The sequence below is a fragment of the Granulicella sp. L56 genome (assembly GCF_009765835.1).
Classification (GTDB): domain Bacteria; phylum Acidobacteriota; class Terriglobia; order Terriglobales; family Acidobacteriaceae; genus Edaphobacter.
Genome location: NZ_LMUS01000006.1, coordinates 1078619 through 1093960, shown reverse-complemented (window position 1 = coordinate 1093960; position 15342 = coordinate 1078619). Strand labels below are relative to the sequence as shown.

Here is a 15342-nt window from a genome sequence, read left to right as displayed (position 1 = left end):
GCTTATTTCCCTTCCTCTTCGTGCGTATTGGAGGGAACGATGGAGGTGGTGGTCGTTGGTGCCGGTCCGGACGGAGGCGCAGCCGAATAGGGCGGCGGATACGGAGGAGCGGTCGCAGCAGTGGTGAAGACAGCTCGTTGCAGGACTGCCATCACGCCTGCGACGATGATGAACAGCGGCCAACTCCGGCCCCACGAGAGGATATGCGAGCTGTCCAGCAGGAAGAGCACGCCGACCAGTATGATCCAGATCGACCCGCGCAGCGCATGAAAGGCGCGGAATTTATAGGCGGCCGTGCCGTCATCGGCAAGCGGGCCGGTCTCCGTCATCTTGTGGACGAACTGCCACACCCCGAACCCGATTAACAGCATCGGCACAAACCAATGCATTGGAAAGCCGTGGAACATCCCCGAGTTGCCGATGAGAAAGAGTGCGCCAAGGCCAATCAGCCAGATCGCCCCGGTGGGGAAGCGACTACCGCTATAGGGAGGATTGAGGTCCGCCGGAGGCGTAGCCGAGCCGGCGAATGGTGTCCCGGGTGGTACATAGTTCTCCCACTGCGTATTCCAGTTGGGAGGCGGCGGAGGAGGTGTGTAGGGTGGGTAACCCGGTGCTGGTGGAGCATAGCCCGGAGTAGGAGGCACTGTCGCGTCCGGCGCCGAAGCCGTGTACTGTCCGCTCGTCGTTCCATGCGCCGCTCCGCTGGGCCACGCTTTGCCGAAGCCAAGGCGTTCGCCCAGATCATTCAGCCCGAAGGGATTTGGCAGCGGTGTACCATCGCGGCGAGCCTGCGCGGTGTGATGGGCTTCGATGGCCTGATAAAAGACCCAGCCGAAGACGAAGAGGAGGAAGATACTGTTCTCGTCCGCCAGGCTCACCAGCACGGCAAAGACGATCAGGTGCACGATGCCCTTGGCATATTGACCGTTGTACATCGCACCCACGCCGGGGATGAAGCCCAGCAGGGCGGCGAGGCCGGGATTGGGTTCGTCCGCGGAAGGCGGCGGCGGAATCGTTCCGTCGACCGGGTAATTCACGCCGGGAGCGGGGCCACCGGCAGGATTGGGGGTGCCTGCTCCGGCCAGCTTGGCCACCAGGCAGGGTTCGCAGAAGACGCCCGAGCCGACAGCGCGGGTGCACTCCTGGCACAGAGGCTTGCCGCAGTTCTGGCAAAAGGCAATTCGTTCACGATCAGGATGGTTGGCGCAGTTCATACAAGTTCCCCTTCCTGCAGGTACTTCAAAACACTGGGAGTAAAGACAACAAAAGCCTGGGTGGCGGGGACAGGGGCTGGCCGTTCGGTGGAGTCGGCAAACTGCACATTGCCGCTCCGGGTCTCACGCTGGCTGGAGCCGGGGCCGGGTTTGGGACGAGACTGCTTCGAGTCTGGTTTCTGTGTTGCCGGTTCCTGCTTGGTTGGTTGCTGGGGCTGGGCAGCCGGAGCGCTCTGGTTCGAAGGCAGGCTGTACTGGTCGTTGTCGTTGCTCGAGCGTTGCAGATCGCGCACGCGAGATTCCAGCTCATACACGACCTTCAGATTGTCATAGTAGCGATGAACGGAGGCATTCGCATCCGTGATATTGCGCTTGATGCTGGTGGGCCGAAGATCGCTGACGCGCAGCTGGTTGAGGTGAACTCCGGTAATGTTCATGGTCAGTGCGATGGAGAAGAAGGCCATCGCCGCAGTCATCGCCAACCTCGGCTGCAGCAGCGTCTGGCCGATGGAGCGCAGATGGAAACCCGCAGCTACGCGGCTGCGGAAGGGTAGAACGTTGGAGGCATACGCCGCCCCTGCTGGCTGCATCGCGGCGACCGACACCGGGCCGGAGTGTCCCAGCAGGGTGCTGGGTTGCCACAGGCCGCTGCGTTGTTTGCCGGTTACAAGCTGAGGCTGGTTAGCGTCAGCCTGGGACTGGGCGTTGCAAGTCTGGGCAAGAATGCGTTCCAGCAGGGCCGCCGAAGGCTCGGGCCGGGGCGACTTCAACATCTCCAGCCAGTCGGCCCCTCGCTGGGCGTCGGCCAGCATGGCGCTGCAAGCGGAGCAGGAGGTCATGTGCAGATCGAACGCTGCCTGTTCTGCCGGGGAGAGCGTTCCGTCGAGCGCGTCGGCCAGCATCGCCTCGCATTGAGCGCAGTGTCCGGCTTCCCCCGTCTGGGGAGGCTGTGCGCTACCGAATTGGTTGAACTCTGCCACTTACATCACCCGCCTTTCTATCTGGTCTTTCTCGATCCGTATTTACTTGTCTTTCTATACCCGTTTCTCTTATCTCTCTATACGTTGCAGAAGCCTCGCAAGTTCCCCGCGACCGCGACTGATGCGGCTTTTAACCGTTCCCTCGGGTATGCGGAGCACCTGTGCGATCTCCTTGTAATCCATATCTTCCAGATCGCGCAAAATGACCGCTTCGCGAAGTTCGGGCGATAGCTGCTTAAGGGCGCACTGTATCTGGCTTTTCAGCTCCATCGAGGCAACATGCTGCTCCTGCGAGGGGCGGTGATCGGCCAGCCGATCGCCCATCGTCGGGCTGCCGTCCTCGCCGTCGAAGCTGACATCGAGCGAGTCGCTGGCGCGGTCCAGCCGCGTCCGCCGAAAGTGGTCGACAAGCAGGTTGCGGGCCAGCGTCGTGATCCAGGTCTGAAAGCTGCCCTTCTGCGTGTCGAAGCTGGCCAGGTTCTTATAGAGCTTCAGGAAGACGTCTTGCGTCAGGTCTTCGGCGTCGGTGCTCGAACCGGTGAAGCGGTAGCAGATGGCATAGATACGCCGGTGCTGCGAGGTCACGAGCTGCTGCCAGGCGTGCGAGTCCCCGGCCATGCACTGGCGTACCAGTTTGGCTACAGCTTCCTGCGCGGCTTCCTGCTCGGGGGTGCGCTCCAACATTGCCTCTGGCGTCTTAAGTGGTGGAAGAAGTGTACCTCGCGGCGCTGGTGCCGAGGGGGTTTGATGTGAGGTTCCATGACCAGAGTGGGGAAGTACGCGGGGCGTCGATTTACGTCCGGCTGGCCGGCCCGGTGCTGGAATCGCGATGTGAAGAACGCCCATGGATGCCTGTACGCAGCGGCATTCACCGTAGTTCAACACACACTTGAAATACCGCTATACCGTGGCCAATAGGGGCAGGATCTGCCAGCGAGCGCCAAAGGCGCGACCTATACCAGCCTGGGGCAGAACCCCAGTAAGCGATCCCCCGAACTGATAAGGGCTGAAAGCCCGACCTAAAAGGTGTCAAGCCCCGAACACTGGAAAAATCCGGAGCTGGTTCCTATAACCACCACAAAATAAACATCTTATTTCCCGGAAAATAAATCGATGCAATCTGCAAATGAGTTTCCAGCCATTTGATAGTCTTTAAGTACCGCAAAGAAAAGGCCCGGCGATCAACGTCGGGCCTATAGCTATTTCCTTTCAGGTGTAGATTCCTTTGTTTGTCATTCCCGAAGGGAATCTGCGTTTTGCTCGAATCACCAAACTACATCTAGAGGAGAACCTCCCTAACTCTTTTCGATGCAATATTTTAGGGGTTAAATCCTTTGCAATGAATATTTTGCGGAGATTAAATCGCTCAAGTAGTTGAATCGAAATGCTTTAGGCGAAAAATACCCCCGGGGGGTGGGTACCTCGCAATTCCGACTCATCCTTACGGCGTGGGAGCTGAGATCACGCCGCAGGCGATCCGGTTCCCCGCATTGCCGGTCGGATCAGTCTTCATGTCGTCTGCCTTCTCATGCACCACGATGGCCGTTCCGGCAAGAATGTTGTTGGTCTCGCCCGGAGTCAAGGAGAGGTCGGCAACCTTGAAGCTGGCCGAACCCATGTGGTCCTCGCCGATGGATACATTCTGCGGCAGGTCCCCGTTGTGATGGCCCTCCGGGTTCATCGTCCCATGCTTCTTGCCCGCAGGGTTGAAGTGGCCACCGGCACTCTTGAAGTCGGGCGCATCGCAGGCTGCGTGCTCATGGATGTGGACGGCGTGTTCCCCAAAGGGAAGGTTCTTAAGGTTGAGTTTGACGGAGAGCTTGCCGCCCTTGAGCTGACGGAATGTTGCCGTGCCCGCGTCCTGGCCCTCGCTGGTTTTGATAGGGACAACCAGCTTGTTGCTGGGTTTGGCGAATGCAGGTGCGGCGGCGAAGGTGGCTAAGGCCAGTAGGCCAATGGTCATGCGCATGGTGCTGTCTCCCTTGAGGCTCGATTCGGTCTGCGACTGCTGCCAGTTTAGAGCTTCGATCAATAAGATTTGATGCACGCCATAGAAAACTCGCGATGCGTCGTACGAAAAGTCTGCAATGTGTATGTTTATTAGATGATGTCGTCACGAGTTTCCTCTGTGTCCCGATTTGCGGTGCGTCTCGCGTTTGCCTCAACCCTGATCCTGCTGCCGGTGGCAAAGGCGCAGGATGCTCCCGATGCGAAGCCCGAGCCAGCCAAAGCAGCCGAACCCAAAACTGATCTGGCTCCTCTGCCTGCGGACGCGCACGTACAGCAGACGATGCAGCTTGACGGCAAGCCGCTGCACTACACCGTCACGGTGGGGACGCTTCCCGTGAACAATAAAGAAGGCAAGAAGGTCGGCGAGGTCGTCTACACGGCCTACACGGTAGAAGGAAAGGACCGTCCCGTCACCTTCGGGATGAACGGCGGCCCCGGTGCCTCGTCGGTCTATCTCAACCTCGGAGCCATCGGTCCCAAGCATGTAGCCTTCGGCGCGGAGGGTGACAGCCCCTCCGATCCGGCCACCTTGACCGACAATCCCGGCACCTGGCTCGGCTTCACCGATCTGGTCTTCATCGACCCCATCGGCACCGGCTTCAGCCGCTCGCTCGTCTCCGAGGACCAGACCAAAAAACTCTTCTACACCACTGTTCCCGACATTCAATACCTCTCAAGAACGGTCTACGACTGGCTGGTCAAAAACGGCCGTCTCGATTCGCGTAAATACTTCGTCGGCGAGAGCTACGGCGGTTTCCGCGGCCCGCGTGTCACGCATTATCTGCAGACTGAACTCGGTGTAGCGCTGAACGGAGTTGTTCTGGTCTCGCCCTACCTGAACCCTACGGTTGAAGACAACGGCGATCTCTCTCCGCTGCCCTGGATGATGACGCTGCCCTCGATCGTCGCCGCTCACATGGAACGCGAGCACAAGCTGAGCGCAGAGGCCATGGCTCCGGTCATCGCCTACACGCGCACCGACTACGCCGCTGCCCTGATGAAAGGCCGCTCCGACCCAGAGGCGACGCAGCAGATGATTCAGCACGTAACCGAGCTGACCGGCCTCGATCCCGTCTTCGTCAAGCGTGCTGGAGGCAAGCTCGAAACGCAGGCTTATCTGCGCGAGGTCTACCGCTCTGAGGGAAAACTGGGCAGCCGCTACGATCCCAACGTCACCGCATGGGACCCGTTCCCGAACGACCCGGACCAGCGCAGCAACGATCCTATTCTTGAGAGCATCATCGCCCCCACGACGACCGCGATGGTCAACTTCGTGACCCAGACCGTTGGCTGGAAGACGGATGCGCGTTATGAAGCGTTGAGCGGCAATGTAAACCGGCTGTGGGACGGCGGAGACGAACTACGCAAAGGCTCAGTCGAGCAGCTTCGCGAGGCAGTTGCGAACGATCCCAAGATGCATGTGCTGATCGTCCACGGCTGGAACGATCTCTCCTGCCCGTTCATGGGCTCGATCCTGACTGTCGATCAGATGCCGATGATGGGTGATCCGAACCGTGTGCAGGTCAAGGAATATCCTGGCGGCCATATGTTCTATAGCCGCCCGTCAAGCCAGATGGCACTGCAAAAAGATGTGATGGAGATGTTCCAGGCGCATTAAAGAGCGTTGATGCTGCGCCTTGAGCCTTCCAGATCACCCGCAAATTTATAGCGATTTCCTCTCAGGCGTAGCTTCCTTTATTTGTCATTCCAGAGGGGAACAGATGTGGCATCTCTTGTTTGTCATTCCCGAAGGGAATCTGCGTTTTGCTCGAATCACCAAAACTACATCTGAAGGAGAACCTCTCTAGAGGTCGTGGAGCTCTAGCTGCTCGGAGTGGTGCTCGTCGGTGAAGGGTTGAAAGTGGGCGCGGCAGCGGGCTTCATAGACGCCTGCGGCTCCTACGACGACAAGCTCCTGGCTTTGGCCCAGCCGCTGGGTATGGATCGCTGGCTGGCCGCAGACCATGCATACGGCAGAGAGTTTGGTGACCTCGTCGGCGATGGCCATCAGCGCGGGAATCGGGCCGAAGGGCTCGGCGTTGAAGGTGGTGTCGAGTCCGGCCATGACCACGCGCTTGCCAAGGTGAACGAGTTCTACGGACAACGGAATGAGGCGCGTGTCGAAGAACTGGGCCTCATCGATGCCGATAACGTCGATCTCGCCAAGCTGCGGAAATAGCGCAGCTTTCAGATCTTCGACAGTGGCGACGGTGATGGCGTCGTGTGTCTGTGAGCTGTGGCTGGCGATGGCGGTGCGGTGGTAGCGAAGGTCGATGTCGGGCTTGTAGCAGGCGACGCGCTGACGGGCGATTCTGGCTCGTTTCAGGCGGCGGATAAGCTCTTCGGACTTGCCCGAAAACATAGGGCCGGTGATCACTTCGATGCGGCCGGGGACGGTGGTCATGGAGCTATCGTAGCGGGTTTAGCGGTGGATTTTAGCGCATCAGATGCGCTCGACGAGGACGGCTGTGCCATAGGCGAGGACCTCGGTGACGCCCTGCATCAGCTCGTTGGCGTCATAGCGGAAGCTGATAACCGCGTTGGCTCCATGCTCGGAGGCATGCTGCGCCATCATGGCAAAGGCGTCCTGCCGGGTCTTCTCGCAGAGCTGCGAGAGGATGGTGATATTGCCGCCGAGGATGGTTTGCAGGCTTGCGCCGAAGGTGCCGAAGATGGAACGCGAACGGACGACGATGCCGCGGACGACTCCCAGATTGCGGACGATGCGATAGCCGGGAAGCTCAAGGGCAGTGGTGACCATGGTGGGATCGAAGGCGATGGGTGGTGGTGGGTAGGCGGACATAAGGCTCCTTTAGCTATGCGAGATTGTACTCGGGCGCATCGGTTCGGAGAGGAAGTCTTAACACCGATTTGCACCGATAGCACCGATTAAGAACAGGCACAGCAACCGCAGGTCCTTCGACTCGCGCTACGCGCATCGCTCAGGATGACAATGTTGTGTAGGTATCGCTTATCGCTATTGCTGGCGGAAGCTGCGGCCTCGCTGTTCGGGGCCGAAGGCGAAGATGAAGATCAACGCGACAATGACCACGCCTTCAAAGAGGGTGAGCGCCCAGGGATAGCCGAAGTGGTCGCGTAAGAGAAATTCGAACGAGACCGCCGGGGAGGCGATGAGGACGCCGAGCTGATAGACGAAGCCGGGGAAGAGGCTGCGCACCGAGTCGGGAGAGAGTTCGTTCAAGTGTGCCGGGATTACGCCCCAGGCTCCTTGCACTCCGGCCTGCATCATGAACGAGCCAAGCACGAGGATGAGCATCGAGCCTCCGAAGGCCCATGCAGGGATGGAGAGCAATGAGACTACAAGAGCCGCGATGATGGAGTAGCGGCGGCCTATCTTCTCCGAGATCTGGCCGAAGAAGAGCGCGCCGACGATGGCTCCGATGTTGTAGACGATGGGGATTCCGTAGAGCGGCTGGACGCCAAGGATTAGCGCGTGTTTGATGCTCGGCAACGTCTTGAGGAAGTCGGGATAGAGGTCCTGCGTGCCGTGCGACAGGCAGGTCATGACGGCCATGACCATGAGCAGGTAGAAGAAGCTGCGCTTGTGCTGGAAGAGGGTTTTGAAGATGCTCCCGATAGAGCCCATGCGGTGCATCTTCCAGGCTTCGGACTCGGGCGAAAGGGCTGTCAGTCCGATGATGGCGACCGCTACGAATGAGCCGACGACGAACATGACACGCCAGCCGAAGTGCGGTGCGATGGTCATCATACCGACCGCGGCAAGCAGATAGCCGAAGGGATAGCCGCCCTGCATCATGCCGGAGAGGATGCCGCGCCGCTCGCGAGGAGCGTTTTCCATGGCGAAGGATGCGCCGATGCCCCAGTAGCCCCCCATGCCGATTCCGTAGAGGGCGCGCAGGGCAAAGAAGATGATGTAATTGGGCGCGAAGGCGCTGAGGGTCGTGGCGGCTGAAAAGTAGATGACGCAGGCGATGAGAGGCTTTTTGCGTCCATAACGGTCAGCCAGCGCGCCGAAGATGAGAGCTCCGACGGGGCGCATGGCCAGGGTGATGGAGATGGTCCAGACAATGGCGAGCTTTTCGACGTGGAAGTGCGCGGCGAGAGCGTCGAGCAGGAAGATGACGACGAAGAAGTCGAAGGCGTCGAGGACCCAGCCCAGGATGCCGGAGCTTACAGCGAACTGCCAACCGGGAGTGCTCTGCTCGTTTTGCGATAGGGGTAGAACTTCGATGCGGCTTCTCCTGCGTTTTTGGCTATGCGGGATTGTATCGAAGACACAGATAGCAGGTTTGTATAAAGAGGGTTTCTACCGCAAGATGCTTAGGCAGTCTTCTTCGCCTTCTGTGTGCGGGTGATGCCGATCGCCAGAAACATGCAACCCAGAGCGCAGTTTGCTAGAGGGTGAGGTGCGGGATGAATTGTAAAGAAGCTGGGAAACCACTGATCTCTGATGGCACTAAAGAAAAAGATCGCAGCGATGTAAATCCATCCATTCCGTTTCATGGCCCAAATAATACTCCCTTTTGGGAGTGCCACTGCGGTCAACCGTCAGTCGCGGAGAGCTTTAAGTAAGTCTTTGACGGCTCCGCTATCGATGGCGTGGGCGGCTTTGGCTGCGCCTTCGTTAAGGGTAGGTGCGAGGTCGGAGGCTACAAGGACGGCGGCGGCGTTGAGCAGGACGATGTCGCGGCGTGGGCTACGCTCGCCAGAGAAGATGGCTTCGAGAATGGCTGCGTTGGTTTCGGCGTTGCCGCCGCGAAGGGTTTCGATGGAGGCTCGGTGTAGGCCCGCGTCTTCGGGGGTGAGGGTGCTGAGAGTGACCGCGCCGTTGCGAACTTCGGCGATCCGGCTGGAGGCGCTGATGGAGAGCTCATCGAGGCCTCCGCCGATGCCGGTGTCGCCGTGGACGACAAAGGCGTGGCGGGTGCCGAGCAGGGCCATGGCTTCAGCTACCAGCGGGACCAGATGCGGCGAGTAGACGCCCATGACTTGCGCGGCAGCTCCGGCGGGGTTGGTGAGAGGGCCGAGTACGTTGAAGATGGTGCGGACGCCGAGGGCGCGGCGGACGGGCATGACCGCCTTCATGGCCGGGTGCATGGCAGGCGCATGAAGAAAGGCGAAGCGGTGTTTGCGCAGAGCGGCGGCTGCTGCGGCGGGGGAGAGGTCAACGGGGACGCCGAGGGCTTCGAGGATGTCGGCTGAACCGCATTGCGAGGTGACGGCGCGGTTGCCGTGTTTGGCGACGGTGGCTCCGGCAGCGGCGGCGACGAGTGCGGTGGCGGTGGAGATGTTGAAGGTGCCGCTGGCATCGCCTCCGGTCCCGCAGGTGTCTACAAGCTGAAGCCGTTCGGCATCGCTCAGAGGGAAGGGAGTGGCGGCGGCGCGCATGGCTTCGACGAAGCCGGCGATCTCGGCGGCGGTTTCGCCGCGGGCAGCCAGGGCTCCGAGGAGAGCGGCAAGTTGTATTTCAGACAGCTCTCCGGCGAGGATCTGCTGCATGAGGGCGCGGGCGGCCTCGCGGGTAAGCGTCTGGCGGCCTTCGACGATCTGCTTGAGGTGAGGTTGCGGGGGCATTCGGTTAAGGGTAGCAGGTGGTGCCATGTAGGCAAGAGCGCAGGCGCTTGTTCCAGGATTAAGGGACGAACAAGATGATCGGGGGAAGGCACGATAACCGCACCGGTGTGCGAGATTTGGTTGCGACGGCTTGTTGGCGTCCGCTACACTTCAAAGGCAGGCAGATCGCGACAATACCTATGAAAATTCACGAGTATCAGGCTAAAGAGATTCTTCGCAAGTACAACGTTCCCGTCCCCAATGGGGAGATGGCAACCACGCTCGAGCAGGCCGATACGGCTGCCAAGAGTTTGTTTGCCGCCGGTAATGCGGCGGTGGTGGTCAAGGCGCAGATTCATGCGGGCGGACGCGGCAAGGGCGGCGGCGTGAAGGTAGTGAAGACGCTCGAAGATGCGAACGCCGCGTCGAAGGCGATTCTGGGGATGCAGCTTGTGACGCATCAGACCGGGCCTGCCGGACAGAAGGTACAGCGGCTACTGATTGAAGAGGGCTCGGCGATTGACCGCGAGCTTTATCTCGGGCTGGTGCTGGACCGGGCTTCGGCGAAGGTCGTGTTTATGGCCTCGCAGGCTGGCGGTATGGAGATTGAAGAGGTCGCGGCGAAGACTCCTGACGCTATCTATAAGGAGTACATCGAGCCTGCGGTCGGCTTTCAGCCATATCAGGCACGGCGCCTGGCGTTCAAGCTTGGCTTGCAGCCGACACAGATCAACCAGGCGGTCGCGTTTATGACGGGTCTTTATAAGGCCTTTGTCGATACCGACTCGACGCTGATGGAGATCAATCCTTTTATTACGACGAAGGACGGCAAGCTGCTGGCGCTCGATTGCAAGATCAACTTCGACGACAATGCGATGTTCCGGCATAAGGATTTGAAGGAGCTGCGCGACCTGTCGGAAGAAGATCCGCTGGAGGTTGAAGCCAGCAAATTTGCGCTGAACTATATCAAGCTGGATGGCTCGATTGCCTGCATGGTGAACGGCGCTGGGCTGGCGATGGCGACGATGGACATCATTCAGTATGCTGGCGGCGCGGCGGCGAACTTCCTCGATGTCGGCGGCGGCGCGAACCAGGAACAGATCGAGAATGCATTCGGGATTCTGCTGAGCGACCCGAATGTGAAGGCGATCTTCATCAATATCTTTGGCGGCATTCTGCGTGTGGATGTGCTGGCAACGGCAGTCGTTGCGGCGGCTAAGAAGCTGAATGTGCAGATTCCGATCATCCTTCGGCTGGAAGGAACCAATGTCGAAGAGGGCCGGAAGATACTTCAGGAATCCGGGCTGAAGTTTGAGGTTGGGACGACGATGAAGGAAGCCGCTGATCTTGCAGTGGCCGCTGCAGCGAAGGTTTAGCCTGCCAATCTAGTCACTGGGTGTCACGCATGAGCATTATTGAAGGAAAGAAGATCGCCATCGTTGGCGGAGGTCCTGGCGGACTGACGCTGGCGCGGCTGCTTCAGATGCGTGGTGCAGACGTCGCAGTGTATGAGCGCGACCATAGTCGTGAGGCGCGCGTTCAAGGCAGTGCGTTGGACCTGCATGAGGACTCTGGGCTGGCGGCGCTGGAGGCTGCCGGTCTGATCGATGCTTTCTGGGCGAACCACCGACCGGATCTTGACCGTCTTCGCTTGACCGACCAGAACGGAACGATACTTCACGATCATCCACGCACGATGTCCGGCGCGGGCAAGCGTCCTGAAATCGAGCGTGGTCCTCTGCGTGAAATCCTGCTGGATTCGCTGCGCCCTGGGACGGTGCATTGGGACAGGAAGTTGGAATTCGCCGAGTTTCGCGGTCACGAGGTGGCATTGCATTTTGCAGGAGGGGATAGCGTTCTGGCGGATGTAGCCATTGGCTGCGATGGCGCGAACTCACGATTGCGTGCGCTGGTTACGCCCCTTCGTCCGGAGTATGTCGGGGTTACGCTCGTCGAGGGCCTTGTGCCTGCGGCGAAAGGCGCGGTGCCGGAACTCTGGGACCTGTTGGGCGGTGCGGCGTTGATCGCGCTTGGGAATGAGCGAACTTTGGGAATGGGAACCAAGCCTGACGGAAGCATTCTGTTCTATGCAGGATTGAAGTGTAGCGAGGCGGACGGTAAGAGGCGTCTCGAGGAAGCGGATACCGCGGACAAGTGTGTGGCATGGTTTCATACGAACTTCAAGGGGTGGAGTGAGCTGTGGGCGCCGCTGTTCGCGAAAACAGCGGCGATGGCTTGGCGCCCGCTTCTGGTTTGTCCGGCAGAGCAACAGTGGAATTCGAGGCCCAATGTGACGTTGATCGGAGATGCGGCGCATGTGATGCCGCCGTATGCCGGGGAAGGCGTGAACATGGCGATGCTGGATGCTCTTGTACTGTCGCGGACTCTCTTCAGCGAAGCAGACCTGGCCAGCGCGATTGCTGCCTATGAGGTTGAGATGTTCGCCCGCATGCAGGACATGACGCAAGACACGATGTTGAATACCGAGATGTTCTACGCGCCGGATGCAGCGGAGCGCGTTGTGGGACTATTTCAGAGTTTTGGGGGAGCCGCTTCGGTCTCTTCCATGGCAGAGCATTGATGCAGGGCTTTGGTTGCATGTGCAGAAGAAGGCATTGAAGCGAAGTACATCGCGCATTGCTTGGACATTAGACAGGAGAGTGACATGGCAGTTCTGGTTGATAAGAATACGCGGCTGATTGTGCAGGGAATTACAGGGCGTGAGGGGACTTTTCATGCCAAGGGTTGTGCGGAGTATGGGACGAACGTTGTTGGCGGCGTGACTCCGGGTAAGGGCGGGACCACCCATGAAGGATGGCCGGTCTTCAATACCGTCGAAGAGGCCGTGAATGCGACAGGCGCAAATGTGTCGGTGATCTTTGTGCCGCCGCCGTTTGCTGCCGATGGAATTTTAGAGGCGGTGAACGCGGAGATTCCGCTGGTCATCTGCATTACCGAGGGAATTCCGACGCTGGATATGGTGAAGGCGTGGGAGATTGTGAAGCGGTCGAAGTCGCGGCTGATCGGGCCGAACTGCCCCGGCGTGATCTCGCCGGGCAAGGCGAAGGTCGGCATTATGCCGGGCAGGATTCACAAGGAAGGCAGTGTCGGCATCGTCTCGAAGTCAGGAACGTTGACCTATGAGGCTGTCTATCAGTTGACGACGCGTGGTATCGGTCAGTCCACGGCGATCGGCATTGGTGGCGACCCCATTATTGGAACGACGCACATTGAAGCGCTGCGGTTGCTGAACGACGACCCCGAGACTGAGGCGATCATCATGATCGGCGAGATCGGTGGATCGGCGGAAGAGGCGGCGGCGGACTTCATCAAGAAGCACGTGAAGAAGCCGGTGGTTGGCTTTATCGCTGGCCAGACGGCTCCTCCGGGACGGCGTATGGGCCATGCGGGCGCGATCATCTCTGGTGGCGAAGGCACGGCCGCAAGCAAGATGCAGGCGATGAGCGATGCCGGAATTACCGTGGTGAAGACTCCGTCTGAGATTGGCGAGGCGATGGCCCGCGTGCTGGGCAGGGCTTAGTTCAACTGGCAGGCAGCCGCGTGAATCAGCGGGGCTGCTTGCGGTAGAACATCGCGGCTGCGAAGAAGACGATTGCGACCATGAAGGCCAGGCGTGCGTGCAGCCAGTCGTGGTAATGGATGCTGACCAGGCCGTCGATGACCCAGGCGGCGAAACCGGCGAACCATATCCAGGCGGTTTTACGCATTCAGCGGGCTCCAGTCTTACTTTAGACGGGAGTTTGGCCTCTGGGTGTGGCTTGGCGCGATTGCTTTACACTGGATAGATAAGATTCTAAGAGGAGATTTCCGTTGTCACAGCGTACATTCAGCATTATCAAGCCGGACGCGGTCCGCAAGGGCCATGCCGCCGCCATTCTCGCCGAGATTGAAAAGGCGGGCTTCAAGATTGTTTCCATCAAGCGGTTGTCCATCTCCAAGGCGCAGGCCGAGGGCTTCTATCATGTTCACGCAGCTCGCCCGTTCTTTGGCGAACTGACCGAGTTCATGTCCAGCGGCCCCATCTTTCCGCTGGTGCTCGAAAAGGACAATGCCATCGCCGATCTGCGCAAGCTGATGGGTGCGACCAACCCGGCGCAGGCTGAGGAAGGAACGATCCGCAAGAAGTTTGCGGCGTCGATCGGCGAGAATGCTATCCACGGCTCTGACGCTGAGGATACCGCAGCGTTTGAGATTGGCTACTTCTTTGCGGGTTATGAACTGAAGTAGTTTCGTTGGCTTAAAAAGCTATGGTAGGAGCGGATGCTCCTGCCATAGCTGCGTTTGCGGCTATTTGTTTTTGAATATTTTGAGGTCGATAGAATCGCCCATGACCTTGTAGCCTGCATCGTTGGGATGTAGGTGGTCGCCATGTTCGTCTGCGGGCAGATAGACATTGGGGTTGGCGGGGTCGCGGGTGGTTTTGTCGAAGTCGATGACGCCATCCAGTTGGTTGGTGGTGCGAATCCATTGGTTGACGGCTTCGCGTATGGTCTCGCCTGCGGGTGAGGAGTAGCCCGCCCCGACGTAGGGGGTAAGGGTCGCGCCGAAGACCTTAATGCCATGAGTGTGGGCGCGGGTGGCGAGCTGGCTGAGGCCGGCGATGAGATCATCTGCGGACACAACATCGTAGGGACGGTGGGGGTCCTGCGCATGGCCGATGTCGTTGATGCTCTCCAGAATAATGAGGTACTTGACGCCTGCCTGGGCGAGGACGTCGCGGTCGAAGCGTGCGAGCGCGCTGGGGCCGGTGCCGTCGTGGAGGATGCGGTTACCGCCGATGCCTTCGTTAAGAACGCCGAACTTTGCGGTCTTTTTATTGGCCTGGAGGCGGGTAGCAAGAACATCGGGCCAGCGAGTGTTGGCGTCGCGTGTGGCGTACGCGCCGTCGGTGATGCTGTCTCCGAAGGCTACGATGGCTGCGGCTTTGCCGTCGGCTTTAACGTCGATGCCTTTGAGGAAGGGCCATGAGTAAATCTCCGTAGGGGTGTCGAGAGACTTTGCGCTGACGACGTTGCCGGGAGCAGTGTAGTTCGTCTGGTCGGCAAAGCCATGTGCCGATATCTGCCGAATGGCCTGTGCAGGAATGAAGATGCTGACGGCGACATTAGACGTCGGCTGAAGTTTCAGATTGACGGGATCGCTGACGACGAGTGCGCCGGGAGGGATGACGATGGAAGGCCGCCCGTTGAAAGTGAGAGGGCTGGAGGCGGCGGGGTTGATATCGCTGCCGGTGGCGCTGAGTGCGACGTTGGCAGCGCCGATGGTGAGCGAGTCGAGTCCGAATTCATTGGTGAGGATAACGCGGACTGTGGGACCGCCGATGGAGACGTGGACGATCTCGCGATAGGTAGTATCGGCTGCTCCAAACTTCTCTTCGCGGTTGGCCTGCGCCATGGGAGCGGTGGCCCAGGTGCCGACCCAGTGGTCGGGCGACGCGGCCGCGGCGGTGTTGGTATTGAAGCAGCAAAGGCAAAAGAGGAGGAGTGCGAGCGGGGGGAGAATTCTGCTTCTGAGGTTCATAACCATCCTTAGAGGGATTGAGCTGACGCTCCAATCTTACTGCTGTTTCGTGGGGGCGTGAG

General features: G+C 59.5%; 15 protein-coding genes. 5 read left to right on the top strand and 10 right to left on the bottom strand.

Features of this window, described 5'->3' with window-relative positions; translation table 11 throughout:
* Nucleotides 1-2: 2 nt before the first annotated feature.
* From GSQ81_RS12555 to GSQ81_RS12540, 4 genes are all read right to left on the bottom strand, one after another.
* On the bottom strand, nucleotides 3-1214 hold the full coding sequence (locus GSQ81_RS12555; RefSeq protein WP_158911066.1) for a B-box zinc finger protein: 1212 nt from the start codon (nucleotides 1212-1214) through the stop codon (nucleotides 3-5).
* Entirely contained in the window at nucleotides 1211-2194 is a 984-nt protein-coding gene (locus GSQ81_RS12550) for an anti-sigma factor (RefSeq protein WP_158911065.1), read from the bottom strand. The genes GSQ81_RS12555 and GSQ81_RS12550 overlap by 4 nt, the downstream gene beginning before the upstream one ends.
* 69 nt (nucleotides 2195-2263) lie before the next feature.
* The gene (locus GSQ81_RS12545) at nucleotides 2264-2878 is read right to left on the bottom strand and encodes an RNA polymerase sigma factor (protein WP_254060160.1); all 615 of its coding nucleotides are present in this window, start codon (nucleotides 2876-2878) and stop codon (nucleotides 2264-2266) included.
* A gap of 757 nt (nucleotides 2879-3635) precedes the next feature.
* Nucleotides 3636-4226, bottom strand: coding sequence for a superoxide dismutase family protein (locus GSQ81_RS12540; RefSeq protein ID WP_254060159.1), 591 nt, complete (start codon nucleotides 4224-4226; stop codon nucleotides 3636-3638).
* Between the two features lie 96 nt (nucleotides 4227-4322).
* Here GSQ81_RS12540 and GSQ81_RS12535 point away from each other — a divergent pair, with 96 nt between their 5' ends.
* The gene (locus GSQ81_RS12535) at nucleotides 4323-5822 is read left to right on the top strand and encodes a S10 family peptidase (protein WP_254060158.1); all 1500 of its coding nucleotides are present in this window, start codon (nucleotides 4323-4325) and stop codon (nucleotides 5820-5822) included.
* Nucleotides 5823-6008: 186 nt separating this feature from the next.
* Here the strand turns inward: GSQ81_RS12535 and GSQ81_RS12530 are convergent, their stop codons facing one another.
* The 4 genes from GSQ81_RS12530 to trpD all read right to left on the bottom strand — a co-directional run bounded on the left by GSQ81_RS12530 (nucleotide 6009) and on the right by trpD (nucleotide 9787).
* Nucleotides 6009-6608, bottom strand: coding sequence for a thymidine kinase (locus tag GSQ81_RS12530; protein ID WP_158911063.1), 600 nt, complete (start codon nucleotides 6606-6608; stop codon nucleotides 6009-6011).
* A 39-nt stretch (nucleotides 6609-6647) separates the two neighbouring features.
* A complete protein-coding gene (locus tag GSQ81_RS12525) occupies nucleotides 6648-7007 on the bottom strand; it encodes a YbjQ family protein (protein WP_254060157.1) in 360 nt (119 codons plus the stop codon).
* 174 nt (nucleotides 7008-7181) lie between these two features.
* Nucleotides 7182-8417, bottom strand: a complete 1236-nt coding sequence (locus tag GSQ81_RS12520; RefSeq protein ID WP_158912209.1) for an MFS transporter — start codon at nucleotides 8415-8417, stop codon at nucleotides 7182-7184.
* A 317-nt stretch (nucleotides 8418-8734) separates the two neighbouring features.
* A complete protein-coding gene (gene trpD, locus GSQ81_RS12515) occupies nucleotides 8735-9787 on the bottom strand; it encodes an anthranilate phosphoribosyltransferase (RefSeq protein WP_254060156.1) in 1053 nt (350 codons plus the stop codon).
* A gap of 152 nt (nucleotides 9788-9939) precedes the next feature.
* Between trpD and sucC the strand changes: the two genes are divergently transcribed.
* The 3 genes from sucC (at nucleotide 9940) to sucD (ending at nucleotide 13280) form a co-directional block, all read left to right on the top strand.
* Entirely contained in the window at nucleotides 9940-11115 is a 1176-nt protein-coding gene (sucC, locus tag GSQ81_RS12510) for an ADP-forming succinate--CoA ligase subunit beta (protein WP_158911062.1), read from the top strand.
* A 29-nt stretch (nucleotides 11116-11144) separates the two neighbouring features.
* A complete protein-coding gene (locus tag GSQ81_RS12505) occupies nucleotides 11145-12320 on the top strand; it encodes an NAD(P)/FAD-dependent oxidoreductase (protein WP_158911061.1) in 1176 nt (391 codons plus the stop codon).
* An 84-nt stretch (nucleotides 12321-12404) separates the two neighbouring features.
* Entirely contained in the window at nucleotides 12405-13280 is an 876-nt protein-coding gene (sucD, locus tag GSQ81_RS12500) for a succinate--CoA ligase subunit alpha (protein WP_158911060.1), read from the top strand.
* 25 nt (nucleotides 13281-13305) lie between these two features.
* On the opposite strand, the gene GSQ81_RS12495 is transcribed toward sucD, so the two are convergent.
* Nucleotides 13306-13467, bottom strand: coding sequence for a hypothetical protein (locus GSQ81_RS12495; RefSeq protein ID WP_158911059.1), 162 nt, complete (start codon nucleotides 13465-13467; stop codon nucleotides 13306-13308).
* Between the two features lie 103 nt (nucleotides 13468-13570).
* On the opposite strand from GSQ81_RS12495, the gene ndk reads away from it, so the two are divergent.
* Entirely contained in the window at nucleotides 13571-13987 is a 417-nt protein-coding gene (ndk, locus tag GSQ81_RS12490) for a nucleoside-diphosphate kinase (protein ID WP_158911058.1), read from the top strand.
* 60 nt (nucleotides 13988-14047) lie between these two features.
* Here ndk and GSQ81_RS12485 read toward each other — a convergent pair whose 3' ends face one another.
* Nucleotides 14048-15280: an SGNH/GDSL hydrolase family protein gene (locus GSQ81_RS12485; RefSeq protein ID WP_158911057.1), complete on the bottom strand. Its 1233-nt coding sequence runs from the start codon at nucleotides 15278-15280 to the stop codon at nucleotides 14048-14050.
* Between the last annotated feature and the right edge of the window lie 62 nt (nucleotides 15281-15342).